This window comes from Lacticaseibacillus manihotivorans DSM 13343 = JCM 12514 (assembly GCF_001435035.1).
GTDB classification, from domain to species: domain Bacteria; phylum Bacillota; class Bacilli; order Lactobacillales; family Lactobacillaceae; genus Lacticaseibacillus; species Lacticaseibacillus manihotivorans.
In genome coordinates this window covers 1-25,801 of the sequence record NZ_AZEU01000105.1, presented here as the reverse complement: position 1 = coordinate 25,801, position 25,801 = coordinate 1, and the positions used below count along the sequence as shown (strand labels likewise).

Sequence of the window (25,801 nt, the reverse complement as noted above, 5' to 3'; positions counted from 1 at the left end):
GCCTTTTCATTGCCTTTTGGGCAAGGGCGCAGCGCTTGCGTGATTATAACTATGACTCAAAACTTAACCATTATCGCGATTTTAATTGTTGCTGCCATTGTTCTCGCTGTGATTGCTTATCTGCATCGTAAAGGCACCAGTTTTACCAAATTAGTGTTTGGCTCCTTAGTCGTCGGCGTTGTTTTTGGCATCGGGATCCAATTGATCTGGGGCAATACGTCTAATATCACCACGCAAACCATCAACTGGTTGAGCATTATCGGCTCAGGTTACGTCGCCTTGCTGCAAACCTTGATCACCCCATTAGTCGCTGTGTCCTTGATCGGCGCCTTCACGCGCTTGACGGATGTGGCCAACTTGCGCAAAATCGGGGTTACGGTGCTGGCAACGCTTTTGATCACCACGGCCATTGCTGCTTTGCTTGGCGTCTTATCCGTATTTGCTTTCCACTTACAAGGTGCACACTTTGTGGCTGGCACCAGTGCTGACGCCGCCAACTTGGCAGCCATCAAGGAACACCAATCCGCATTAAAAGGCGTCACCTTACCACAGCAGATCATCAGCTTCTTCCCAACAAACATTTTTGCAGATTTAGCTGGGACACGGGCAACCTCAACGATTGCGGTGGTGATTTTCTCTGCCGTCACTGGGATCGCTTATCTGGGCTTGCGCAAAACCGAACCTGAAATTGCCGCGCAAGTCGCCAAAGGCATCAATGTGTTAGATCGTTTGGTGCACGGCATCATCAAATTAGTCTTAGCGCTCACGCCTTATGGGATCTTCGCTTTGATCACCAAAGCTGCCGCTACTGATTCCATCGCCTCGATCGCGCAACTTGGGGTCTTTATCATCGCCGCTTATGTGGCCTTGATCGCAGTCTTGATCGTGCACACCTTGATTTTGTTGGCCAACCATATCAACCCAATTCGCTATTACAAGAAAGTTTGGCCAGCATTGATTTTTGCCTTCACGTCTCGCACCAGTGCCGGGACCTTGCCATTGAACTTGAAGATTCAAACGGAATCGCTTGGCATTAACTCTGCGATTGCGAACTTTGCTGGGAGCTTTGGGTTGACGATCGGGCAAAACGGGTGCGCCGGGGTTTATCCGGCAATGATTGCCACGATTATTGCGCCGACGGTTGGCATCAACGTCTTCACGCCCCAATTTATTTTGACCTTGGTGGCGGTGGTTACCTTAGCTTCCTTTGGTTCTGCCGGTGTCGGTGGTGGGGCAACGTTCTCTACCTTGATGGTGCTCGGCACGTTGAATTTGCCAGTAGCCATCATGGCTGTGATCATTGCCATTGATCCAATTGTCGACATGGCACGGACTGCAGTTAACGTCAATGATTCCATCTTAGCTGGTTTAATTGCGGCTAAAGCGACGGATAACCTCGATCACAAAGTTTTGGATGACGACGAGAATTTAGTTGCCAATACCTTATAAAATCAGAAAATTGCCAGTTCAACCCTTCGGACTGGCAATTTGTTCGCGCAAAAATGCCTTGAACTCGAGATTTGAGTTCAAGGCACTTTTGACGATTAGCGGAATTCAGTTAAGCTGGCGGCATCATAGCGCGTGGTTTGTAAGATGTCGGCACCTTTAGCAGGTTTGCCGATGGCCACACCCATCACTGGGACAAAGCGCGTTGGATCCAAGCCGAGCGATGGAATGATGGTCTTAAAGTCATATCCAGAAAAGGCATTGGCTTCATACCCATGCGCCCGCGCAGCTAATAACAACTGCATGCCGACCATGGCGCCATCAAGCGTCGCATCAAGCATCAAGAAATTCTGATCAGCGTGTTCATATAATGGAAGAAACGTGTTCAAAATACTGTCGAGTTTTTCTTTGGAAATCTTGCCTGCTTGATAAACTTTGTTCCAAACATCGCGGTAAACTTCGTGGCTCTTGGTGTCACCGGCGATAAAGACGATGGCTGAAGCCGAGTCGATTTGTGGATAGTTAAACTTCATGGCAGCTTTCTTCAAGTCGGCTTTGCCAGCAGGTGTGTCGATCACCACAAAATGCCAAGATTGCAAATTACATGCTGATGGGGCAGTGGTGGCCTCTTTGATCATTGCTTGCAGTTCATCGCGATCGATTTTGACTTCAGGGTCGAATTGCCGCACGGAATGCCGATTGAACATCACATCAGAAAAATCATTATTCACAATAGCCATACTGAAACCTCCTAAATATGATAGCTGGTAACTGATGGATCATAAATCCCACGATCATAACGTCCAGTGATCAGATATGGGGCAGTGGCTGCCGCATCTACTGGCGTCAAGTGCAAGGTGTTAAACATTGTGGAGGTGTTGAAGTGATACCAAGCGGCACCTAGTGGCTTCAACACTGGCAATTCACCTAAGGGATCGTCTTCGGTGGAATCTAGCGTGATCGAGAGTTTACCCGCCTCCAATTGATCAGTATAAGACTTCATTTGCGTTGCCACCAGTTCGACATTTTCGAAGTGGTTGGCGCCTTGCTCATCTTGTTTCAAATTGTAATTGAAGAAGAAGCTATTGGTTTGGACTTCCTGATTCAAAGGCAACATGGAAGCAAATTGCTCCGTGAAGGATGGCTCGTTGATTTCACCTTGATCAAATTCGACATGCAGTAATTCCTTGCCATGACGCACAACGCTGGCTTCAGCGTGATCGCCAGTGCGGCGCAGGGTGATGTCATCAGCGAGTTTCTTTGGAATGCAGGCCCCTTCACGGCCTGCGACTAAGCCAGATTCAGCACCTGGGCCGTGCAGTAACAATTCAAATGGGTAAGCGCCCATCATTTTGCCATCATAAGAAACTAAGGCATACAAGGTTTGTTCCAAATATGGGGCGCCGAAGCTTGGCTTGCCCATGTGCACCACGTAGCCCACGACGATTGGCGCCACTAATTTCAATGGGGCTGGGATCAAGCTGGCGAGTTTTTCTGGATCAGTGGCATAAGCAAAACTGATCCCAGCTTGATCGTTCATTGACGGTAGATTCAAGAAATCTTTGACGTTTGCTTCGGATACTTTAAAACTTGTCATGTTGATGTCCTCCTTACATGATCCCATCCATCACATGCACATCCGGTTTGCCATTGTTGACGATGCGGCTGACACGATCGGTAATCAATGGGTTGTATTCTGGATGCGTGAGAATATAAAAGGTATCATTTTCCAATGCTTTAAAGACGGTGTCAGCAATCGTGTCGATCGGCGTGCCATTGGTGATCACATACTTGGCAAATTGTTGGCCTTTTAAGTAAGCTTCAGATTGATAGTAAGGATCACTGGCATCAGCGTAATCGGCTGGCCGATGTTGTTCAGTGTGATACAAATCGGTTTGGACAAAGCCTGGGCACATCACATGCATTTGAATGTCGGCGCCGATACGTTGCAAGTCGTAAGCAGTCGCCTCAGTGAGCCCCACGGAAGCAAACTTCGACGCGTGATAAGCTGGCATCCCAGGGGTGTCGAGCAAGCCGGCAATGGAAGCCACGTTTAAAATGGCGCCATGCGTCTTTTGCTTGAGCATGATCGGAATGATTTTGCGCATGGTGTACACTTGGCTCATCGTATTGACATGCAAGATCCATTCCCAATCGCGTACCGGCAATTCCCACATGCGGCCAGGCAAGGCGATGCCGGCATCGTTGATCAATAAATCGATTTGGCCAAAACGTGCCATCGTGGCATCAATGGCGGCATTGACTTCACTTTCTTTGGTGACATCAGCCTTTTTGCTCAAGACGTCAGCGTCGCCTAACAGGGCGACGGTTTCCTTTAATGCGGGCTCATCGATATCAAACAAGGCGAGCTTCATCCCGCGCTTGGCCGCTTCGATGGCGATCACGCGCCCAAATCCATGCGCTGCTCCAGTGAGAAACATGACTTTATCTTTGAAATCCTTCATCAGTAACATCCTTTCTACCTGCGATGTAACATTCCGATTCCCGAATACACCTTTATCATAGCGCTTACATCTGCTATCGTAGAAGAGGAGAAGCTCACAGCTTCACACGCTGATGACTGTGAGTTTCCCACAGGAGGTCTTAAACAGTAATCAAATATATCAAATAATATAGAAGCTTGTGGTGAATAATTGCTTGCAGCATTCAGTGGAAGGCAAGCAAATGACTCACCTAAACATGAGATACTCGTGAAATAAGTATTGGTGAACCGTGAATGGACAATGGTGATTTTCATCTCGTCTTGGCAGCATGAATTCATTTCTCTTGTATACAATACAGTTGAGGAGGTGAAACACATGCTCATGACTCACAAGGTGCGCTGTTATCCCAACAAGACGATGCAACAGTTTATCAACAAGGCTTATCACTACCGCCGCTACTGTTATAACCAAGCCCTTGAGACTTGGAATAGCATGTATGAGGCGTCATTAGTGTTGCAAGATAAAACCTTGCGTCCAAATGAACGTAAGGTGCGCGACGAACTAGTCGCCAATAAAGCTGATTGGCAATACGCCCAATCGGCTCGTACACTACAACTGGCAGTCCATGACTTAGGTCAGGCGTGGAAGAACTTCTTCAATCCAAAGATGCCTAACCACAAAAAACCAAAGTTCAAATCACGCAAGAAAAGTCGCCTGGTTTTTAAAACTGATCGTGCAATGATTGTCGATGGCAAGCTGTGTCTGGATAAACCACAAGCATACGCAGGTGACTGGTATCCAATTCGTTTATCAGAAGCGCCGAGATGGAGCGGTCCACTTCGCCAAGCAACAGTAAATCGAGATGCAGATGGTTACTACGCCAGCCTTAGCATTGAAGTCGATGAATCGCATCCATTGCCTAGTAATCATCGCGTCTGTGGTGTCGATGCCAATATCGGTAAATTCGTTTATAACGACGACAATCAGACTAAAGCTGTTCGCGTATTGACGGATCAACTCACTAATCTTTATACTCGCATCACTTTGTATCAACAGCGCCTTGCTCGCAAACGGAATGAGAATCCTAAAAATTTTCGATCGAATAACTATCGCGCAATGATAACCAAATTGCAGCACAGTTATCAGAAAGTCGCTCGGATTCAAAATGACCTGATGCAAAAGTTTACGACGCAGCTGGTCCAAGATAACGGCACAATTGCCATTGAAGATCTAGATGTACAACACATGAAGATGAATAAGCATCTAGCGAAGAACCTTCATCGCTCACAGTTTGGTTGCTTCAAACAATTGCTGAAGTATAAAGCTGAATGGTATGGTCGCGAGTTGGTCATGGTTGATCGATACTATCCAAGCACGCAACGTTGTAGTCAATGTGGTGAAGTTAAAGTTGGCGCAGAAAAGTTGACGTTAGCTGGCAATGCTTTGCATCATACGAAACATCACGAGTATCACTGTTACGCATGTGGGGCGCGCTTAGAACGCGATGTCAATGCGGTACAGAATTTAATTCAATACGCCAAGGGGTAGGCTATACCCTTAAGGTTCAAGAGTCAGTCCATGTTGCCAAGATTTATATCACGGTAAGAATACTGATGTTGACGGGACCAAATGAAACCAGAATGGACAACTATGAAAGGAAATATATAATCCTTGCTAGTGTCATTGGACATTCTTCCACGTTTTATATAGCAGGATGACATGTTACTGGAAACCTTGTTGACAAAATTAGCGATGCAGTTTACGTTAGTGCGTTGCGATCAAGTACCAGCGCAGGTAATCACCCGAGTGCAAGTCGAAGGCGAGGCTATGGCAAATATCCTGCAAGTGAAACCGTGTCGTTCACAATTGCAAATTTGTGCACAAGATCAAGTCGTGGCGACTTTGCCTGATTTGGCAAAAGATGGCACGGCTTTATTAAAGTTCTTAACTGTGTGTGGGACGTTATTGGCTCAACCTCATGAAGCAGATCCTGTGCTGCCATTAGCAATCGCGGCGACGACTGCGGATTTTCAAGTGACGTTAATGCAGGCGGCAGGGATGCTAGGCAATCCATTAGGCGTGTTGAAACTCGACGGCCAGAAATTTTTGCGGGTGACCAATGATTGCTTAAGGCCGGATAGTGAAATCGGACAATTTTTAGCCAGCCACGTGCCCGCCATCGATCCGGAACAGTTTTATCAACATTTATATCTCACCACGCCGGAACAATCGCCGACGCCATTATTGTTGACGCCTTTGAGTTATCACAATGACGCGTTAGGGTATTTGGCCATGGCGATCACCGCCACGCCTTTGATGCCGAAGCATTTGACCTTATTGCCGAAGCTTGGCCAGTTGATCGCGCATGTGGCGGTGGCGCAGCGGGTGATTGAAAAACATTTATCCGCCCGCGATCAGTTAGTCAATTTATTATTGGATTCGCCAGTAGATGCGACTTGGGCGGCGCAATTTCGTTTGCAACACGCGCAATTGCCGCATGCGGCAGTGATCGTGCAAGCCATCCCCACCATGGATCGCGATCTCGGCGAGTTGCGCGAGCGCTTGAGTTATTTAGCCGCGCCGATGTTTGATCAAGTGTTGATCACCTTGGCCCATCAGAAATGTTTGGCCTTGATTTCCGTGAGTTTGAAAGCCTATAACTCACCGCACTTCCATGCCAAGCTGGCCAAGCTCGCCGCCCAAGCGCAATGTCGCTTGATCGTGTCACATTTTTATTCGGATCCTTCGATGACCAAACCAGCGGCCGCGGTGTGCGAAAAAGCGGCGCAACTCGACAGACAACAAGCCGTGATGTTTTGCGAAGATGTCGCTTTTGAGCTGATGTTGGCCCAGGTGCAAGACGGGGATACAATTTTGCCATTTTTCATCAGTCCCGCTTTGCAAGCATTAGCGCATTATGATGACGAGATGCACAGCGAGTTGGTGAAAACCTTGCAAGCCTACTTGGCGGCCACTTGTAATCAAGTTGAAACCGCCTCAGCGTTGTTCATCCACCCCAATACTTTGCGCAATCGTCTGCAACGGATCCAAGAACTCACTGGACTGGATTTAAAAGATGCGCAAACTTGTTTTAAGCTCGCCGCCAGCTATAAAATCTCCGCTTATCTCAAAGCGCAGCAACTTTAAGCTTGGCTTAAGCGTGTGCACGTAAGCTGACAATATTTACAAGGAGGCATTTGCGCATGCGTTATGATAGTCAAAAGGTTCACGATTGGGTCCAAGAGTTGTATCAAGCTTATGGATTTGAGGCCCAAGATGCCCAAGCAGTGGCGAAGATGATCACGTACACCGATCTTCACGGCATTGCGTCTCACGGGATTCAGCGCTTGAGTATGTACGACCGCTTCATTCAAGCCGGGAAAATCGATTTGCACGCCCAACCGGAAATCGTCTTTGAAACCCATGTATCAGCCGTGGTTGATCTAGCCTGTCAGCTAAGCAAACCCAGGAATTCATTCCTGGGAAGAATTAGCGTTTAGACAGGCCATTTGTGTTCTTTAAAATTTGAATTCCGAACAAGCGTTTGCTATAATAAAGTTATCAAATTCAAGGAGACTTCATTATGGCTGAGCCCTGGGTAAAGGAAAAACGCAGCCGAACGGCGACATTTGCGTTCACTGAAAAGTTGAAAGTCACCCTCTCATCAGAACAAATTCTCCAACACCTTCATGCCTTAATAATTCAAGACCAGTTATTTAATTATTCATTGAATTATATGTACAAGACTTATGGTCGCAAGCACATCGACCGCAAGATTCCAACTGGGCGAGATCGTAATACCCTGATCAACTACATCATCAACTTATTTCTAAATGAAAAGTATCAGTTGAAGCGCTGGAGCTACAAAGCATTGTCTCTATCTTCGCACAACGCCCAACTATTTCTTCAAACACTGATCATCAACTTCAACGAGTATCAAAAGAAGTTGCGTGCCGGCTTCAAGTGGTCTGACAAGATCAAGTTTCAATTCAAACAAAACATTATCAAAGATAAACGTGGCAAGCACAGGAACCCTCAGCACAACAGTTGGTACAAGCACGGACACTTACGCTTTAATCTGAAGTCTAAGACACGTGCTGTCGAGATTCAAAAAAACACGCCGATTCAAATTCTTTCCGCCCATGTCATCAAAGTGCCAAATTTTGGTATCTTACATTTGCATAAGCGGGCAAGTGAATATGATTTCTCTGACGTTAAAGTCATCAAGTTGAAGCGTAAAGACGACGGCACTTACCAGTTTCAAATCGTGCATGTGCGGCCAAAAGCTCCGGCGAATGTTCAAGCAAAGCCGGCTATCGGCATCGATTGGAATATGACCAATAACGTCGCTTATCATGATTCCAATGACAAACAGTATCAACTTCCGGCTGAAGTGATTGCCAAAGCAGACTGGTACGAACACCAGATCAACAAGCTGAAGCGCAAGCGGAGTCTAACGCACGGGAGTACCAAGAAACTCGACAAAAAGATTCAAAAGTTTTCTGCCAAACGTGCACAGCTTTTAACTGAGGCCTATCGCCACCTCGCCATAGAAATCGTGGATCCCGTCGAAGTCGTAGTGATGGAGAAAATCGGGGCTAAGGACATGCGCAAATCGACGGGCAAAGCCAAGAATCGAAAACTTGCATTGCTAAAGCCATATGAAGCTAAGAAAGTGATTCAAAATCGAGCTTTTAAGCAAGGTGTCACAGTGGTAGAAGTTGATGCTTACAAGACCAGCCAAGTTGAATATGGCACTGAGAGCATCGACAAACATCCTTTGTCTCAACGAGAGTGGGTCAGTTCAGTTACAGGTAAGGTTGTCAATCGAGACCACAACGCCGCCCTAAACATTCTCGACTGGGGACTGCATCCAATTCATCACATCAAAGTCAAAACATTTGCTAAAGTCACTGCCACTATGGTCAGTTCAATTATTTAAGCATATCATCAATCAATTTCATCAAGGGAGAACGGAACAACTTCCTCCGACCAGTACAACAGTTAGGGATAATCTGGTCGCAAAGTAAACTAAGACCTAAAAGCGAGCGTATACCGTTGACCTGCATTCGGTGACATTTGTGGCAAAACACGGTCGTTGCAGTTAGAGTTCGGGCTACCCTAATGGCCTCGTAGGGATCACAAGTAATTCTTGTGACTCGCAGTTTACGATGTTTTCAAGAGAGATCTTGGAAACTTGGGAATTCATTCCCGAGTAGTTTATGATTTCTTGAATCAATTGCGCGCCCAACCGGCTGTCGCCGGGAAGCAAGTTTATGTGCACGGCGATAAAGAAGCGGCGGCGTATGCGGATCGCAAAGCGAATGGCTTGGTGATCGATGATAAGACTTATGCTGAATTAGTCAAGATCTCACAACGATTGCACGTCGATGTGCCAGCCTTTTAAATCAAAACGGACTGCTGAGAATTTCTCCTCGGCAGTCCGTTTTCGCGTTATTTCTTCTTGCGTAATAAGTTCATCAAGTCTTCGATATCATGCGCGGTGGTATGGGTATCGCGCAGTTTCAGATTGGGGAAACTTTTTAATAACCGGCGTTGGACGGCGTTTAATTGCGGCAGATGTGTGCGCGCCTCGGCGTCTTTGCGATAAGCTTCCAGCCAGTCACGGGACTCGTCGAGTTTCTCATGCAGTTCCAGTTTCTTGGCTTCGATCGTGTCACCGATGCGTTTGGTGGCAGCGCCGAAAGCTAAGGCATTGGCCAAGGTGAAGCCGAAGTCAAACATGGCTGCCGCTAAGCAGAAAATTGCGGCATAGATGCCGTAATGCCCGTCAAACCAATTGACGCCTCGTGCTACAAAGGGATGCACGAACTTGACAATCACCACGACCCCTAAACCCCAAAAAGCAGAAATCGGTAAAGCCACGCGTCCGTTAATATTTAGCGGCACTTTGGAATAATCCCACCAGCGGGCGTGAAATAGCATTTCCATCCCCCAGCTGGTGATGTATTCGATCACCGTGATCACGATGGCGCTGGCAAAATATAAGATCAATAAATTATTTTCAAACGGTTCAATGATTGCGAGTACCGTGACCATCGAAAACCCGTACACCGGAATGATCGGGCCGTTTAAGAAGCCGGAGTTGACCCATTTGCGTTTTTGAAAACTAACATAACCAGATTCCCACAGCCAGCCGACAAAGGCATAGGCAAAAAAGTACAGCAGCCACAAGGTAAATTCATGTTCAAACGGCATAAGTGATTCCTTTCAAGTTACTGGGATTTTTGTTTTATCATAACACGTTGACGATGCGGCTTCTAATCGTGCACTTTTAAACCGTTACCATTATAATAGAAGCAAATCGATTTGAAAGGGGGACTGCCATGAGTGGCATTTCTGATTACATCGCCCAACAACCTGATCTCGCGCAACCGCATTTGACGGCGATTTATCGTACCTTACAACTGGCTTTACCAGCAGCCGAAGAACGCATCAGCTACAGCATGCCAGCGTTTTGGGAAGGGCAGGTGTTGGTGTATTTTGGGGCCAATCGTAATTTCTTAGGGTTTTATCCGACGGCGGCGCCGATCATCGAATTTGCTGATCAGTTGAAGCCTTATCAGACTTCCAAAGGCGCGATTCAGTTTCCTTATGATCAGCCGTTGCCTGTCGACTTGATCCAAGCCATTGCGCAGTGGCGGGCTAGTCATGTTGAAAAACGCACAGCACCAAAGCGTCGGCCTAAAGTCGTGATGTCGGAGAAGATTGCCGAAAACTTGCAGACGTATCAACTGCGAGCAGCTTTTGATGCCCGTCCACAGTATCAACAAACTGACTATCTCAACTGGATCGCGCAGGCCAAGCGTGAGGCGACGCAAACCAAACGCTTAAAACAAATGCTAGCAGAGCTCAAAGCTGGGGATGTTTACATGAAACAGCCTTGGCATCCACGTCAATAAATCAAAAGTCCGCTGAGAAATTTTTCCCAGCGGACTTTTTAAATCGTTAGAACCGTTTGCCTAAAATGTCCAAACTGCGCAGTTGATCATCCATCAAGGCAACATCTGGGAGATGCGCCCAGCGTTCGAAGCCATTTTTCTTGAAGAGGCCTTGAGAAGGGGCGTTGTGAGCAAAGATGAACGCGACGAGCGTATTGAGATCCAGGCGCTTGAGTTGGGTGATGACATAGGCTAAGGCTTGTTGGCCGAGGCCAAGATGTTGGAAGGCGTCGTCTAAGTAAATGCTGATTTCGGCGGTGTGGCTGTAAGCTGGACGCCCGTAAAATGATTCCAAGCCGACCCAACCTGCCAGTTTGCCGTCCACCATGATTTTCCATAACGGGCGATGGTCCAAATCGTATTCAGCAAACCATGCTTCTTTCGACGCCACCGAAACGGGCTCTAAGTCAGCAGTGGCTAAGCGACTGGGAATCGCTTGGTTATAAATCGCCACGATCGCAGGCAGATCAACGTGCTCAGCATTCACAAATTCAACAGACATATTCAGCCTCCTCAATAATTGTTTTTATGATACCGCGGGAATGTCAACGTTGCTAGTGCTCGTGTCACCATAGTTAACATGAGTGATTTCAGCACATCCTTTATGTTGCTTCGTGGTTGCGTTTCAATTCATCTGGCACAAGCTGGCATTCAGGACTATCATAGAAGGTATCGTTTTGTTTTCAGAAAGAGGAAGCCTTTGTCGAAGAAAAATATTTGGTTAGTCACGTTTGCGCTACTGCTTTCCAACGCCATGAGTGGCTTGGATAATACCATTGTTAACACTGCACTGCCAGCGATCATCGCAGATCTTCATGGCTTGGAGCTGATGGGTTGGATCGTGGCGATATTCTTATTAGGAACCGCGGTTTCCACGCCGTTGTGGAGTAAACTCGGCGAGCGACTCGGTAATCGTCGCGCTTATCAATTGGCGGCGTTGATGTTTGTGCTCGGGAGCTTTTTGCAAGGCATGGCGCCTTCAATGGTGATGTTGATCATTTCGCGAGCAATCGCTGGGATCGGCAATGGGGGCATGGTGTCCTTGCCTTACATTATTTATGCGCAACTGTATAAAAATCCGCGCAAGCGCATGCAAGTCTTAGGCTTGGTGTCAGCCAGTTATTCCACCGCCACGATCATCGGCCCGTTAGTCGGTGGGGCGATTGTGGATGCGTGGTCATGGCATTGGGTGTTTTATTTGAATGTTCCGATCGGCTTGATCTCTGCGATTTTGGTGCAATTGTTCTTCAAAGAAGAAAAAAAGGCGCCGCGCAATGTGCCGGTGGATTATCAAGGCGCGGCGTTGTTGACCGTCGGCTTGATCAGTTTACTTTCCGCCATTGAAATGATCGGTGCCACCAGCGCTTGGGTGTTACTTTTGTTAGCTGGCATTGCGGTTGTATTGCTTGGTGCCATGGTGGTGGTCGAACGTCGCGCTAAAGATCCAATTATTCCAGGGCGTTTGTTTGAAGACCCAGAACTCGTGATCGATTTTGTGTTGTTTACGTTGATTTGGGGTGCATTTATGGGCTTTATCGTTTACGCCCCGATGTGGGTGCAAGCGATGCTTGGCGTATCGGCGTTGATCGGTGGCTGTACCCAAATTCCTGGCTCGTTTACCAACTTCTTAGGCTCCGGGTCTACAGCACCACTGCGGCGGCATTTGTCCCCACAACAAGTGGTGTTAGTCGGGATCTTGACGTTGATGCTGACGTTTTTGATCATGGTGTTAGTCGATCAACATGCGCCTTATTGGGCGATCATGTTAGCTGGGGTGTTTCAAGGGTACGGCAACGGGATGTGCTTTTCCGAGTTGCAAGTTAAAGTCCAAACTGATGCGCTGCCGCAAGACGTGCCAGTGGCGACGAGTTTCAGTTTTTTGATCCGGATGCTCAGCCAAACCATGACCGCCGCGGTGTATGGCATCTTGATGAATAATGCCTTGCGCGCAGGCGTGGCCAAAGCCCATGGCAAGATCACCATGGCGATGATGAACAACTTATCCAATGCCCAAAGCAACAAGTCCTTGCCGCAAGCTTTATTACCTAAAATGCGCGCCATCATGTTCAATGGCTTGCATCATATTATGTGGCTGGGTTTGATTTTAATGATCGCGGCCTTGTTCGTGAACATGTACGCTTTGCACCGCGAAAAGCAAAAACAGCTGGCAACCAGCTGAGCTGATCCTTTAAAAACCGGATGGGGATGCAAATCTCAACCAGCCAAAACCCGAAATATAATAATTTTTTTGTAGATTATTACAAACAAATTAGTTATAATAGCATTAACGACAAATGAAGACCTGCTCAAGTTCGAGAACCTTTCGAGCATACGACCCGCGCATGAGAGAGACATGCTTGGGTCGTTTTTTATTCTAATTGTCGTTATGGGGGAATTGGAGTGATCACACTGGAGGTGGATGGGATGTATACAATTTTTGCCCAACCAAAATATCCAATGGGAGCGCCTCAAGTGCGCCCCATCGGTTACGAATTGTTTATCAAAGAACGGCGCAACGGGCAGTGGGCGCAACCATTGCCATTTGAAGGGATCGGCGTGATGACGTTGAATCATTTGTTGCGCCAAACCATTACGCAGATGCCAGCGCATATCAAGATTTTGTCCTTTAACCTCGAGCAAAGCCAATTCATCGATCCGGCCTTTCCGGCAATGATCGCAAGTGTTCAAGCCAGCACTGACATTGAACTGTATACCGAATTGACGGAACGTTTAGGTGCGGGCATCACGCCTGGACAATTGTTGAATGCCGCCAAGCGCTTTGCAACTTGTGGCCTGCAAGTGTGTATCGATGATGTCGGCACTGGCCAGAATTCGCCGGCGTTGGTGATGTTGCTCAATGATTATATCAGTGAGTACAAGTTCGCCTTTCAAAATTTCCGGCCAATGCGTTCAGTTAACGAACTGTCACCCCAATTGAAATTTTGGTGTGATATGGCCAAAAAGTTCCACAAGGTGTTAGCTTGGGAAGGCGTGGAAACTAGCGTTGAGCTCGCGTTATTGGAAGCGGCTTATCCAGGTAACTTGTTGCAAGGTTATTTGTTTGGCAAACAGCATCGTATTGAATCGGTGTTATACGAACCTAAGAAAGTTTCAGGAGAATGAATCGATTTTTTCTGAAAATGATTTATCATAATCTGCCTTTGAGGTAGAAACAATAGTAAATTGCTCAGGCTCGAATTTTTCGAGTACACGACCCGCGCATGTGAAAGACATGTTCGGGTCGTTTTGCGTTTTTGAGCAAGTGAGGGGGTAGACAATGTTTCGTTTCTTTGGACAACCAAAATTTGATTTAGATCCAGACCACCCATGGTCCGTCGGCTACGAGCTATTCGTGCGCGAAAATGTGGATGGACATTGGATCTTACCCAAAGACTTTTCCCAATTAACGGATGTGATGATCGAAAAACTCTTAGATCAAATCATTCAAGTGTTGCCAGAACACACCGCGTTGATTTCATTTAACTTGGAACAAGACCAGTTCATTAAGCCCAAGTATTTGGACATGGTCAAACGGGTGGAAGCGCGCTGTGATGTGCTCTTATTTGTGGAACTGACTGAGCGTTTGTCTGCCGGGGTCACCGAGCAACAATTGATCGACGCGGCCAAACGTTACTACGACGCAGGGATCTTAGTTTGCATCGATGATGTCGGTACCGGCCAAAACACCCCAGAAATGGTGTTAAAAATGAATGAATCGATTGCCGAATACAAGTTTGCTTTACAAAACTTCCGGCCCTTTCAATCTCTAGATGACATTAAGCCAGAGTTGGAATTCTGGTATGGGTTGGCGCAACGCCATCACAAAATGTTGGCGATCGAAGGCATTGAATCCGATGCGGAGTTCGCGCGGATCAGAAACGATTATCCATGTGATGTTGTGCAAGGTTATCTGCTAGGCAAACCGGCGCTATTAGCAGGTCAATAAAATTCAAAGGCCACGACTTGGGGTAGTGGCCTTTTCTTGTGCCCAGAGTGTTTCAACACGCACTTAGCACCGAGAGTAGCTAGTCGCAGGTGCGTTGTTTTGAAACACTCGACGATGCCCGATGATATGAAAAGCAATCTTGTCGAAACATTTTAGTTTGCTCACTTTAAATACTTGACAATTGTTTATGAAGGCGTTATCATAATCTGCGTATACTAGGAGGAAGGGGTGGCTTAGCGCACGTCACCTGCATTACTTCGCAACGGGGGGCAGTTCCCCGCAAACCCGAGTGAGATCGATCCACATGACCAGATCCTTGGCCGTGGGTCTCAGCATCAGTCGTGCCGGCACATAAGGGTCCCCTTTCGGACTCATACCAGGTGTGAATGGACGATTTGCCTTGTGGTAACACAAGTTGCAAGTGACGCCTGTGGACAAAAGATCATGCATGATCGAGTCGTCCCGAAAGCGACCAAAGCCTAAGAAGTGGCGGTGGCGCAGACACGCGCTTGAATGTTTTGCACTGCATGAACGTAATTGAATTGGCGTCAAAGCCTGAAATCCACGAAAAGCAATTTGGTTTCGTGGGTTTTGTGTGTCCGAATGTGTCGGGATATGGTTGCGGAACTTTTTTAGCAATCTGGCTAATAAAGTGCTAATTTAATTGCGCCGAAATTCAAAAATAGGACTATAATGAACTTGTAAGCAAAAAGCACCGCACCTGGTGCAAATCAAAATGTGGAGGAAATTGAATCATGGCTGATGTAGAAAAGACCTTAGTTTTGGACGAACCAATGAACGCGGTATTTGACTGGAGCTCTGATGAAACGCCTGTCCGCGACGCTTTGTGGAACCACTATATGGAAGCTAATGCCCATGACACCATCAAGACTGAAGAACAAATGAAGCCTTTGTTGGATGCCTCAGACGAAGACGTCAAGGCTTTGGCTGAAAAGGAACTGAAGAAGTAGTTTCACCTTTTTAACTGCGAGTTTTAGGGATGCCTGTCGTTTTTCCTGCGCTTAAAAAAAGCCGTTGACAAAAAATTCCCGATACTCTACCATTGACTTATCAATTAAATCGCTATTAGGCTGTGATGTCGTCGGGCACACAGTTTAGGCATCCACCACACGATCGTAGGCACAGCGCAAGCTGGAAGATCGTGGGGTGGGTGCCTTTTGTTATGATACGGCCTAAGCAAGAAAGTAGGGTAAAAATGTTATCAGTATACTTACGGGGCATGTTGATCTCCATTGCGTTGGTGAGCTCCATCGGCATGCAAAATCTTTTTGTCTTTAACTCGGCAATGGCCAATCGCTTGCGGCGCGCCTTTTTAATTGCCAGTTTCGTGTGGCTGACAGACACCGCGCTGACTGTGGTGGCTTTCTTAGGCATGGGCGCGTTGATCACCCATTATACCTGGTTGAAGTTGATCATTTTATTTGTCGGCGGCGGCATTGTGTTTTGGATGGGTTATGGCATCTTTAAAGGCGCCAGTGCGACTAGCTTGGAAGGGGCGGTGAAACCATTACCTCTAAAAGAAGCGTTTGTATCGGCATGGGCGGTTGCTTTTGCCAACCCACAAGCGATCATCGATACCTCAGTTTCCTTTGGGGCGATGCGCAGTACGTTGGCGCGTGGTGAAGTGTTGCCTTTCTTATTAGGCATTTTAAGCAGTACGTTCTTGTGGTTTTTTGGCGTCACGTTGATCATCGGCGTCCTAAAAAACCGCCTGCCACGGCGGTTTCTCATGTGGGTCAATTTGATTTCTGGCGCGATCGTGATGGTTTATGGCTGCACCTTAGTTTGGACGGCGATCAAACTATTACTTTAATAAGAAGTCGTGGATCCCACGGCCAACGCCATCTTCATCATTGCTGGTAGTGGTGTAAGCGGCTAAGTCGAGCACAACTTGTTGGGCGTTAGCCATCGCGATCGGCGTGCCCACACGTCGAAGCATTGGCAAGTCGTTGTGGCCATCCCCAAAGGCGGCGCAATCAGATGGCACCAAGCCAGTGTGGTCAAACAGGTATTGAATGCCATGAGATTTCTTGGCCAAGTCTGACGTGATTTCCAAATATTGATCACCTGAGCGTTGAATCGAAACACCTGGCACCTTCAAGTCCAGCAAGAATTGATTCATCGCATTCATTTCGGCTAAGTCAAAGGTGATCATCATCAACTTGAAGACTTCTAAGCCTGCAGCTGCCGCACTGTCAGTGACGACGAGCTCCGGCGCTTGTTCTGTTAAGCTTTGTTCGTATTCGATGCCGCGATCGATGCGGCTGGTGTACCATTGCTTGCGATCATAGAAGCTCAACGACACCTTTGGAAAATGCGTTTCGATCGCATCCAGTAACGTGGCCACAGAATCATGGCTCATCGGATGAGCGACCAGTGGATCGAAAGCCGCATTTGGTCGAAAGATCAAGCCGCCGTTAAAGGCGATTTGCGGGCCAGTTAAGTGAAGCATTTTAATGGCAGGCGCCATTTCGATCGGTGCGCGAGCCGAAACCAAAGTCACCGGAATGTTGGCTTGTAAAATTAAATCGGCATTGCTTTGAGCTAACAAGCCTTGTGAGTTCAAAAGCGTGCCATCCATATCTGAAAAAATCTGTCGAATTGGCATTGCATTCTCCTTAGTAAAGCGTTTACCATTAACCTTATCACAAATTGGAGGCAAATTCTTTGGAATCCCCACAACTCTTTGAGGACTTGACGACGGCGACTTTAACCGGCTGGGTTGACGCAGACGCTTATTTACAAGGCGTTGCCATCAATCACGACACGATGCCAGCCATGTTTATTCATCATCCCACGATTGAGAACTCGCGCATCGATCACACCGACTTCACCCCGATGCAAACTGAGCGCTTTGAAGCGTCAGATTGTGTGTTTAAACATTGTGATTTCGCCAATGTCGATTTAAGTGAAGCCGCGTTTTACCGCGTGGTGTTTGATCAATGTCGCTTTGTCGGCACGAATCTCACCCAAATGTATGCCGCCAATGTGCAGTTTGTGGATTGCCAAATGTCGTTGGTATGGGCGCCTGAAGCGACGTTTAAAACTGTCGACTGTTTGCGTTGTCGCTTGGATGGTGGCGAATTGTCTCGGGCGCAAACCGCGAAGCTCACGTTAACCGATTGTGCCATCGATGGCTTGGGGTTACTGGGTTTTAAGCTGAAGAATTTAGATCTTTCCAGTTGTGAATTTGAAACGTTAGAATTAGATCTTGAACGGATGCGCGGTTTGAAAGTGACCGACGCGCAAGCCAGTTTAATCGCCAAGCGCTATTTAGGGTTGCGCGTGGTATAGTGGAGGCGGAGGACTTTGCCTATGGATACGAAAACCAAAATCAAAGACGCCACCAAGCGCTTGGTGGTGGCTCAACCATTTAGTAGCATTAACGTGACGACCATCATGCAACAAGCCGGCTTGCGACGGCAAACGTTTTATGATTATTACCGCGATAAATATGATGTGCTCGGCGACATTTATTCTAGTGAAGTCGCCGCGGCGGCCCATTACTGCGGCCATTATCAATACTGGCCGCAAACGGTTGAAAGCATCGTCGCTTACTTTGGCACCAACCGCGCTTTTTATCAGCGGGTGATCCAAATCGACGAGCAAAACGCCCCAGAAATGGTGATCCAAGCGCACTTGCGTCAAATGGTCGCCGATATTTTCAAAACCATGGGCGAAGCCGAACAAGTGTTGATCGACACCAGTTATTGCAAATTCTTAAAAGATTTGCTTGGCGCGGCATTGTTATCTGGCATCAAAGAGTGGCTGTTGGCTGATCACCCAGTTTCAGTCAAACAAGAAACTGATTATTTACAAGCATACTTCCAAGATGGCATGAACGGGTTCTTGTTGCGCGCTCGAAAAATCAATACCCGAGAAATCGGTTAAAGCCAAACGGACAGTCATTCAAAGCTGTCCGTTTTATTTTGCCTGAGGTTCTCTTATACTTTGTAAGTGAAAGCGAAAGGAAGGATATCTTATGGCTAATGTTTTAATTTTAGGGGCGCATGGACAAATCGCCCAACTTGCAACCAAGCAATTACTTAATGAAACCAAGCACGATTTGAAGTTGTTCTTGCGGCGTGCCAACCGCTTGAACGTCACCGATGCCAAGCGCGAAACGGTGATCGACGGGGATGTGTTGAATGCCGCACAACTCGATGCGGCTTTAAAAGGCGTCGATGTGGTTTACGCCAACCTTGGCAATGCCCAAATTGAAAACCAAGCCAAGTCGGTGGTGGCAGCCATGGATCGCGCCGGGGTCAAACGCTTGATTTCGATCTCAACGTTAGGGATTTACGATGAAGTGCCTGGTAAATATGGCAAGTGGAACCATCAAATGCTTGACGGCGGCTACTTGGAAACTTATGCTGCCGCAGCTAAGGTGATCGAAGGCTCCGATCTTGATTACACCATCATTCGTCCAGCCTGGTTGTCCAACAAGAATGTGGTCAGCTATGAAACCACTGAAAAAGGGGAAGCCTTCAAGGGCACAGAAGTTTCCCGCAAGAGTATCGCGGACTTGGTCGTCAAGTTGATCAACGATCCATCTCAGCATATCAAAGCCTCACTTGGTGTCGACCAACCAGGGACTGATGGCGATAAGCCTTCATTTTACTAATAGACAAAAAACGACCTCAAGTTGAGGCCGTTTTTTAGTCATCATGCAAAAAGACCAGATCATCTGGCGGCAAGGTGTGCACCGTTTGGCGATACGTGGATGGCGCCATGCCGCTCCAAGTTTTGAAGTTGCGCTGGAAACTTTTGGTACTGCCAAACCCGCAACTCATTGCGATAAAGTCGATGGGCGCATCAGATTCGAGCAACAAGCGGCGGGCTTTGATCAAGCGCACCAAGCGAATGTATTGATGCACCGACATGTGAACTTGCGCTTGGAACTGCTGATTCAACGTCGTGGTGGAAACGTGCACCGCTTGCGCCAAGTCCGCACTATGCAAGTCTTCTGCAAATTGCGTGTGGATCTTTTGCATCACGGCATCCACTAAGTGACCGTTTTCCGCGACATGACTGGGGTTTCGTTGGGTGGTGAAGTTGCGGCCTAAGGTGACCAATAGTGCGTAAAAATGACTCAAGATCTCTAAGCGCCGATACTCGTCAACGCCTTGGGTGATCAAATCCCGAATCGCCAGGCCGTATTGAAAAATTTCGCGATAAGCATGATTTGGCTGATCTTGATGGCCGATTAAATGCAACTCCCAATTGGCACTGCTGGGAAGCTTTGCCGCCAAGAAATCTTCATCGATGATCAAACCAAATTCATCCCAAGCAAGCGCGGAATCGCCGCTGTTGCTATGGACCACCCGGCGATCGGTGGCCCAGACGTCGCCTGGCTGATACACATGCTCAACGCCATCAGTGGTGAAAGTCAAAGGTCCGCCGGCGACGAGAAAATTCAATTCAATGCTTGGGTGCCAGTGGCTAGGAAAATCGATCGGCTTGTGCGGATCATTTTGGTAAAACTTAAAGGGTAACGTCGGCCATTGTTCGACTTGTTCAAATGCGGCCATGTGGACACCTCCTAAATGTCGCGTGTTGGTTTCAACATTGCGCCTTGTGACTATGATCAGTTTGCTACGATTTAATCAAGGACACAAGGAGGGATGCATCATGACCATTAAATTAATTGCTTTAGATATTGACGACACGCTGTTGACGTCAGATAAAACGATTTTACCTAGTACCTTGGAAGCCATCACGAAATGTTTGGCTCGAGGCATCAAAGTCGTGTTGTGCACTGGCCGCCCACTGGCTGGGGTCAAGCCTTGGTTAGATGAACTTGGCATCGATGGCCCAGATCAATATGTGGTGACTTATAACGGCGCGATCATTCAATCCACTACTGGCGCCATTATCGCCAAAAAACTCATTGATAACGCAGGCTATCGCTGGTTGACCGCATTTGGCCAAGCCAATCACTTACCATTTAATGTGTTGGATGCCGAAAGTCGCATTTACACGGCCGATCGGGATGTGGATTTTGTGACCGTGGTACAAGCGATGGAAAACTCTGCGGGTTTATCGGTGCGCCAACCAGACGAGCTGCCCAAAGACTTTGCCATCACCAAAGGGTTGTATGTCGGCGATCAAGCCAAACTTGATGCGGCAGAACCGCTCGTGCGCGAAACTTTCGGCGTTGCCTTCAGTGTGATCCGTGCCGGCAAGAATTTCTTAGAAGTGATGCCTGCAGGCGTGGACAAAGGCAATGCGCTGAAAGCCTTAGGTGACGCCATTCGTATCAAGCCAGAAGAAATGATGGGCTTTGGCGACGAAGGCAATGATCTGCAAATGTTTGCCACAGTTGGCTTAGCAGTCGCCATGGGCAATGGGACGCCGATTGCTAAAGCCCATGCTGATTTTGTCACGGCGACTAGCGACGATGGTGGGATTGCCAAAGCGATTCACCAATTCGTACTCGACGTGAAAAAATAATTGACAGCGATTTCAACTGTGCGATGATAGTCACGATGAATTTTTTATTGGAGGTAAACAGATGACGAATCATTTTCCAAAAGGTTTTTTATGGGGCGGCGCGGTGGCTGCCAATCAATATGAAGGTGCGTGGCAAGAAGCGGGCAAAGGGGAAAGCACCTCAGATCATATGACTGGTGGCACGGTCGATACCCCGCGGCGCTTCACCAAGACTTTAATTCCAGGCGAGTATTATCCGTCGCAACTGGCATCAGATGGCTACCATCATATTGAAGAAGATATCAAGTTGATGGCGGGCATGGGCTTTAGTGTGTATCGCTTGTCGATTGCTTGGACGCGGATCTTCCCCAATGGCGACGACGCTGAGCCAAATCTTGCGGGGCTAGATTATTATCGTCATGTGTTTGAATTGTGCCACCAGTATCACATCGAACCGTTAGTGACGATCTCTCATTACGAAATGCCTTATCATTTGACCGAAGCTTATGGTGGCTGGGAGAATCGTCAAGTGATCGGCTTTTATGAAAAATATGCCAACACCTTGTTCTCCGAATACAAAGGCTTAGTGAAATACTGGCTGACGTTTAATGAAATCAATGCCGGCTTTTTCTTAGGTGGGTATGTCTCGCTGGGCTTGCCGATTGCTGACCAAGCCGCTGCTTTTGCGCCACAAACAGATGACGACAGCATTCAACATGCTTTGTTGGCACTGCACAATCAATTCGTCGCCAGTGCACGCGCTGTGCAAATCGGCCACAAGATCGATCCGGCCAATCAAATCGGTTGTATGATCGCCGGGCAAGTGAAGTATCCATTGACGCCAGATCCAAAAGACGTGTTGTTGGCGCAACGCTCCAATGAATTGATCAATTTCTACTGTGGGGATGTCCAAGTACGCGGCGCTTATCCTGCATTTGCTAAGCGTTATTGGGATGAACATGACGTCAAGCTTGAAATTTCAGATGCTGATGCAGCGGATCTCAAAGCTGGTTGCGTGGACTTTTATTCCTTCAGTTACTACAGCTCCAGCGTGGAAACTGCCGATCCTACCAAGCAACGCGTCGATCAAAACATGAGCGCTGGTGTGAAGAATCCTTATCTCAAATACAGTGATTGGGGTTGGGCCACAGATCCAGATGGCTTGCGCTGGTACCTCAATGAATTGAACTCGCGCTACCAGATTCCGCTAATGGTAGTGGAAAATGGGCTCGGGGCTTTTGACAAGTTGACTGATTCGGACAAAGTGTATGACGATTATCGTATCAGTTATTTGAGCGAACATATCGATGCCATGGCGGGTGCGATCAAAGACGGTGTCAACTTGATCGGCTACACTTCATGGGGTTGGATCGATTTGGTTTCAGCTGGGACTGGGCAAATGGCCAAGCGTTACGGTTTTGTTTATGTCGATCGCAATGATGACCAAGTTGGCGACTTCCGCCGGATCCCCAAGAAGAGTTACTACTGGTACAAGCGAGTGATCGCGACGAACGGCGAAAACACCGATCCTGAAATCGACTATTAAAGCAATGAGGCCAAGACAAAATCCAGTCTTGGTCTTTTTGCTTGGCGTCAGTCAGTGGCACTCATTTCCTTCAGTATCCCGTTGAGTTTGTGTAAACAATAGTAGAGTTCCAATTGTTGCTCATCAGATAAGTGCGTCAAACGTTGCTTGGTGCGGCTGGCTACGGTTTCCCAACGCGCTTGATTTAAATCTTGGCCAGCAGGCGTTAAGGTAATGAGGACTGAGCGGCCATCGTCGGGATTTGGGGTGCGGCTGATATAGCCGGAAGTTTGCAGGGTATTCAAAACAGCGTTGAGTTGTTGGCGCGAGGTTTGCACATGATCGCGTAACGTTTTAACCGGTAAGGGGATGCCACTGCTGCTCAGCATATCGATCACCACCAGTTGCAGGTGGGAAAGTGGCATGTTTGCCGAAAGGCTTTGGAAGTCTTGAAATACATTCGGCAAAAGCTGCAAATATTCGTGCATGATCAAAGATTTTTCCACGGTCGACCGTCCTTTGTACATGATTGTGACCTTAATATAGAAGATTTTACCGATTTTGTAAACAATATTTTACGAAGATTGTCTTTCACCCCCTAACGCATTAGACTGTGAGTACATTGAAGAACATGGAGGCACCATTTTGGGGAAAAAGTCGAAGATCTCATTAGCGGGGATGTTGATCACGCTGGGGATCGTCTATGGCGATATTGGGACCAGTCCGCTGTACGTTATGAACGCTGTGATCGGCGATGCCGGTAAAGTCGGGGCGCTGCGCCCAGATTATATTATCGGATCGGTTTCCTTGATTTTTTGGACATTGATGTTGTTGACCACCATTAAATATGTCGGCATTGCCATGCGCGCCGATAACAAAGGTGAAGGTGGGATCTTTGCGCTGTTCGCGCTAGTGCGCCACCGCGGCAAATGGTTGGCAGTGCCAGCGTTACTTGGTGGCGCGGCGTTGCTGGCAGATGGGACACTGACGCCTGCCGTGACGGTCACTTCTGCGATTGAAGGGCTTAAAGGCCAACACTTTGGTAGTTTTGTCTTTTCGAATTCGCAAAATGTGGTGATGGCAATCGTCATTGTGATCATCTTAGTGGTATTCATGATCCAAAAGTTCGGCACTGCCAGCATCGGGCGCTTGTTTGGGCCAGTGATGTTGATCTGGTTTAGTTTCTTAGGGATTGCTGGGTTGTTACATATGACCTCGCACTTGGAAATTCTCAAGGCCTTGTCGCCAGTTTATGCGATTCGCACGCTTTTCAGCCCAGACAACAAAGTTGGGATCTTCTTGCTTGGCAGTATCTTCTTGGCGACGACTGGGGCTGAAGCGTTGTATTCGGATATGGGGCATGTCGGCAAAGGTAATATTTACCGCACTTGGCCATTTGTTTACGCAATGCTCATGCTCAACTACTTCGGCCAAGGGGCATGGTTGTTGAATCACGCCCAAGATGCCGCTTATCGCAATTTGGCGACAATCAATCCGTTTTATAGCATGTTGCCAGGTGGCGTGCGGATGTTTGCCATTGTCTTGGCGACGTTTGCGGCAGTCATCGCGTCACAAGCGTTGATCACCGGCTCCTTTACCTTGGTGAATGAAGCAGTCGGCTTGAAATTTTTGCCGAAAATGTCGATCAAACACCCTAACGATACCCGCAGTCAGATCTACATCGGCTTGGTCAACTGGTTTTTGTGTGCGGTGACCTTAGGCGTGGTATTTTACTTTAAGACGTCTGAACACATGGAAGCTGCGTATGGTTTGGCCATCACGGTCACAATGTTAATGACGACGTTGTTACTGTATGAATTCTTAGCGATGCATCACAGTCGTTGGCAAGCGGCCTTAATTGCCGGGTTCTTTGGGGTGATCGAAGCGATATTCTTGTTGGCCAGTCTCACCAAGTTCCTCAAAGGTGGCTACATCACGTTGATCATCATGTTGTTGATTTTAGGCATCATGGTGGTTTGGTACTTCGGCAACAAGTTCCGCGAACATTATCAAGACGAATCCGAATATGTGACGTTGACGGATTACTTGTCTCAACTGCAAGCCTTGTCCGCGGATGAGTCGGTGCCGCTATTGACCACCAACTTAGTCTTCATGACGAAGGTTAAAGCTGGCTATCGTTTGAAGCGTACGGCGATGTATTCGATTTTGGACAAGCAGCCTAAGCGCGCCAAGGTGTATTGGTTCGTGACAGTGAATGAAACCGATACGCCTTGGGACAAGCGCTACACGGTGGACATGATGGGCACCAACAATGTGGTTTCCGTCCAATTGTACTTAGGCTTCCGCTGCTCGCAACACGTCAATGTCTACATCCGCAAGATCATCAACGACTTGTTGGATCAAAAGATCTTAGGCGACCAAACACCGACGTATTCTACCATGCGCAATCGTCGCGTCGGGGACTTCCGGTTTGTGATTATCGGCGAAAAGCCGGCAGGATTGCTGGCGGCTGACAATATTCCAAGTTGGCAAAAACGCCTGATCGGTGGCCGTCTATGGATGCAAAATGTCACCACGACCCCAGCACAATGGTATGGCTTGGAATTCTCTGAAGTGATCGAAGAAACGGTGCCGCTGTTTATTGAAAGTCCTAAGCAGCCGCATTTTGATCATGGCGATGTGTTGAACCGCAAAAAGGTAAAGTTACATGAATGATTTGGCGCAGATTTTCCAATTAGCTGAGCACGATTCGCGAGTGGTTGCCATTGGGACAGAAGGCTCACGCAACGATCCATCAGTGATCACAGATGCTTGGTCAGATCTCGATGTCACCGTGTTTGTTCGCGAAGCGTTGGGTGATGACGCGTGGTCACATTGGGTATGCGCGCTAGGCGGACCCGTGATTTGGCAACATCTGTTGAATCGCGATTTATTTGGTCCGAGTTCGGCGATTTGGGACACGTATTTGGTGCGCTATGCCGGGACTAAGCGAATCGATTGGAAATTTGCGGCTCTTCGTCAAGTAGAGTTGATATATTTTTGACACCGCACCTAGACCGAAATT

General features: G+C 47.7%; 27 protein-coding genes. 19 read left to right on the top strand and 8 right to left on the bottom strand.

Translation table 11 applies throughout. From position 1 onward, the window contains the following. Positions 1-51: 51 nt before the first annotated feature. Positions 52-1,449, top strand: coding sequence for an L-cystine transporter (locus tag FD01_RS05705; protein ID WP_056963118.1), 1,398 nt, complete (start codon positions 52-54; stop codon positions 1,447-1,449). A 95-nt stretch (positions 1,450-1,544) separates the two neighbouring features. On the opposite strand, the gene FD01_RS05700 is transcribed toward FD01_RS05705, so the two are convergent. From FD01_RS05700 to FD01_RS05690, 3 genes are read right to left on the bottom strand one after another with little or no spacing between them, the layout of a single operon-like run. Further along, complete coding sequence (locus tag FD01_RS05700) at positions 1,545-2,186, bottom strand: nitroreductase family protein (protein WP_054716443.1); 642 nt, start codon at positions 2,184-2,186, stop codon at positions 1,545-1,547. Positions 2,187-2,197: 11 nt separating this feature from the next. Continuing rightward, a complete protein-coding gene (locus FD01_RS05695) occupies positions 2,198-3,043 on the bottom strand; it encodes an acetoacetate decarboxylase family protein (protein WP_054716444.1) in 846 nt (281 codons plus the stop codon). Between the two features lie 13 nt (positions 3,044-3,056). Then, positions 3,057-3,911, bottom strand: coding sequence for an SDR family NAD(P)-dependent oxidoreductase (locus FD01_RS05690; RefSeq protein ID WP_054716504.1), 855 nt, complete (start codon positions 3,909-3,911; stop codon positions 3,057-3,059). Between the two features lie 354 nt (positions 3,912-4,265). Here FD01_RS05690 and FD01_RS05685 point away from each other — a divergent pair, with 354 nt between their 5' ends. The 5 genes from FD01_RS05685 to FD01_RS16010 all read left to right on the top strand — a co-directional run bounded on the left by FD01_RS05685 (position 4,266) and on the right by FD01_RS16010 (position 9,297). After that, on the top strand, positions 4,266-5,438 hold the full coding sequence (locus tag FD01_RS05685; protein WP_056963116.1) for an RNA-guided endonuclease InsQ/TnpB family protein: 1,173 nt from the start codon (positions 4,266-4,268) through the stop codon (positions 5,436-5,438). Positions 5,439-5,609: 171 nt separating this feature from the next. Beyond that, positions 5,610-7,037, top strand: a complete 1,428-nt coding sequence (locus FD01_RS16015) for a PucR family transcriptional regulator (RefSeq protein ID WP_152164646.1) — start codon at positions 5,610-5,612, stop codon at positions 7,035-7,037. A gap of 56 nt (positions 7,038-7,093) precedes the next feature. Beyond that, positions 7,094-7,390, top strand: coding sequence for an Ldh family oxidoreductase (locus FD01_RS05675; protein ID WP_054716455.1), 297 nt, complete (start codon positions 7,094-7,096; stop codon positions 7,388-7,390). 83 nt (positions 7,391-7,473) lie between these two features. Further along, the gene (locus tag FD01_RS05670; RefSeq protein ID WP_054716458.1) at positions 7,474-8,832 is read left to right on the top strand and encodes an RNA-guided endonuclease InsQ/TnpB family protein; all 1,359 of its coding nucleotides are present in this window, start codon (positions 7,474-7,476) and stop codon (positions 8,830-8,832) included. Between the two features lie 255 nt (positions 8,833-9,087). Beyond that, the gene (locus FD01_RS16010; protein WP_152164650.1) at positions 9,088-9,297 is read left to right on the top strand and encodes a hypothetical protein; all 210 of its coding nucleotides are present in this window, start codon (positions 9,088-9,090) and stop codon (positions 9,295-9,297) included. Positions 9,298-9,344: 47 nt separating this feature from the next. Here FD01_RS16010 and FD01_RS05665 read toward each other — a convergent pair whose 3' ends face one another. Continuing rightward, positions 9,345-10,109 carry a putative ABC transporter permease gene (locus FD01_RS05665; protein ID WP_056963113.1) on the bottom strand — a complete coding sequence of 255 codons (765 nt, stop codon included), beginning with the start codon at positions 10,107-10,109 and terminating at the stop codon, positions 9,345-9,347. Positions 10,110-10,237: 128 nt separating this feature from the next. Here FD01_RS05665 and FD01_RS16445 point away from each other — a divergent pair, with 128 nt between their 5' ends. Beyond that, positions 10,238-10,813 (top strand): YdeI/OmpD-associated family protein, encoded by a 576-nt coding sequence (locus tag FD01_RS16445; protein WP_082611700.1) that lies wholly within the window; start codon positions 10,238-10,240, stop codon positions 10,811-10,813. A gap of 46 nt (positions 10,814-10,859) precedes the next feature. On the opposite strand, the gene FD01_RS05655 is transcribed toward FD01_RS16445, so the two are convergent. After that, entirely contained in the window at positions 10,860-11,354 is a 495-nt protein-coding gene (locus FD01_RS05655) for a GNAT family N-acetyltransferase (protein WP_054716467.1), read from the bottom strand. 198 nt (positions 11,355-11,552) lie between these two features. On the opposite strand from FD01_RS05655, the gene FD01_RS05650 reads away from it, so the two are divergent. The 5 genes from FD01_RS05650 to FD01_RS05630 all read left to right on the top strand — a co-directional run bounded on the left by FD01_RS05650 (position 11,553) and on the right by FD01_RS05630 (position 16,632). Next, positions 11,553-13,031: an MFS transporter gene (locus tag FD01_RS05650; RefSeq protein ID WP_082611699.1), complete on the top strand. Its 1,479-nt coding sequence runs from the start codon at positions 11,553-11,555 to the stop codon at positions 13,029-13,031. Positions 13,032-13,276: 245 nt separating this feature from the next. Continuing rightward, positions 13,277-13,975: an EAL domain-containing protein gene (locus tag FD01_RS05645; RefSeq protein WP_056963111.1), complete on the top strand. Its 699-nt coding sequence runs from the start codon at positions 13,277-13,279 to the stop codon at positions 13,973-13,975. Positions 13,976-14,129: 154 nt separating this feature from the next. Then, positions 14,130-14,798 (top strand): EAL domain-containing protein, encoded by a 669-nt coding sequence (locus FD01_RS05640; protein WP_054716478.1) that lies wholly within the window; start codon positions 14,130-14,132, stop codon positions 14,796-14,798. Between the two features lie 755 nt (positions 14,799-15,553). Next, entirely contained in the window at positions 15,554-15,769 is a 216-nt protein-coding gene (locus tag FD01_RS05635; RefSeq protein ID WP_054716481.1) for a P8 family protein, read from the top strand. A 245-nt stretch (positions 15,770-16,014) separates the two neighbouring features. Continuing rightward, positions 16,015-16,632, top strand: a complete 618-nt coding sequence (locus FD01_RS05630; protein WP_056963109.1) for a LysE/ArgO family amino acid transporter — start codon at positions 16,015-16,017, stop codon at positions 16,630-16,632. Here FD01_RS05630 and FD01_RS05625 read toward each other — a convergent pair. Further along, on the bottom strand, positions 16,624-17,427 hold the full coding sequence (locus tag FD01_RS05625) for a Cof-type HAD-IIB family hydrolase (protein ID WP_056963107.1): 804 nt from the start codon (positions 17,425-17,427) through the stop codon (positions 16,624-16,626). The genes FD01_RS05630 and FD01_RS05625 overlap by 9 nt on opposite strands. Positions 17,428-17,486: 59 nt before the next feature. On the opposite strand from FD01_RS05625, the gene FD01_RS05620 reads away from it, so the two are divergent. From FD01_RS05620 to FD01_RS05610, 3 genes are all read left to right on the top strand, one after another. Beyond that, positions 17,487-18,113 (top strand): pentapeptide repeat-containing protein, encoded by a 627-nt coding sequence (locus FD01_RS05620; protein WP_056963105.1) that lies wholly within the window; start codon positions 17,487-17,489, stop codon positions 18,111-18,113. 21 nt (positions 18,114-18,134) lie between these two features. Then, the gene (locus FD01_RS05615; RefSeq protein WP_056963104.1) at positions 18,135-18,710 is read left to right on the top strand and encodes a TetR/AcrR family transcriptional regulator C-terminal domain-containing protein; all 576 of its coding nucleotides are present in this window, start codon (positions 18,135-18,137) and stop codon (positions 18,708-18,710) included. A gap of 91 nt (positions 18,711-18,801) precedes the next feature. After that, positions 18,802-19,443 carry an SDR family oxidoreductase gene (locus FD01_RS05610; RefSeq protein ID WP_056963102.1) on the top strand — a complete coding sequence of 214 codons (642 nt, stop codon included), beginning with the start codon at positions 18,802-18,804 and terminating at the stop codon, positions 19,441-19,443. Positions 19,444-19,477: 34 nt separating this feature from the next. On the opposite strand, the gene FD01_RS05605 is transcribed toward FD01_RS05610, so the two are convergent. Next, complete coding sequence (locus FD01_RS05605) at positions 19,478-20,350, bottom strand: AraC family transcriptional regulator (protein ID WP_054716489.1); 873 nt, start codon at positions 20,348-20,350, stop codon at positions 19,478-19,480. A 100-nt stretch (positions 20,351-20,450) separates the two neighbouring features. Between FD01_RS05605 and FD01_RS05600 the strand changes: the two genes are divergently transcribed. Further along, a complete protein-coding gene (locus tag FD01_RS05600; RefSeq protein WP_056963099.1) occupies positions 20,451-21,272 on the top strand; it encodes a Cof-type HAD-IIB family hydrolase in 822 nt (273 codons plus the stop codon). Positions 21,273-21,333: 61 nt separating this feature from the next. Beyond that, complete coding sequence (locus FD01_RS05595; RefSeq protein ID WP_056963098.1) at positions 21,334-22,797, top strand: glycoside hydrolase family 1 protein; 1,464 nt, start codon at positions 21,334-21,336, stop codon at positions 22,795-22,797. A gap of 47 nt (positions 22,798-22,844) precedes the next feature. On the opposite strand, the gene FD01_RS05590 is transcribed toward FD01_RS05595, so the two are convergent. Next, the gene (locus tag FD01_RS05590; RefSeq protein ID WP_054716498.1) at positions 22,845-23,282 is read right to left on the bottom strand and encodes a MarR family winged helix-turn-helix transcriptional regulator; all 438 of its coding nucleotides are present in this window, start codon (positions 23,280-23,282) and stop codon (positions 22,845-22,847) included. Positions 23,283-23,454: 172 nt separating this feature from the next. Between FD01_RS05590 and FD01_RS05585 the strand changes: the two genes are divergently transcribed. Then, on the top strand, positions 23,455-25,452 hold the full coding sequence (locus FD01_RS05585) for a KUP/HAK/KT family potassium transporter (RefSeq protein ID WP_082611701.1): 1,998 nt from the start codon (positions 23,455-23,457) through the stop codon (positions 25,450-25,452). Beyond that, the gene (locus FD01_RS05580) at positions 25,445-25,780 is read left to right on the top strand and encodes an aminoglycoside 6-adenylyltransferase (protein WP_056963096.1); all 336 of its coding nucleotides are present in this window, start codon (positions 25,445-25,447) and stop codon (positions 25,778-25,780) included. Before FD01_RS05585 ends, FD01_RS05580 begins: the two co-directional genes overlap by 8 nt. Positions 25,781-25,801 lie beyond the last annotated feature (21 nt).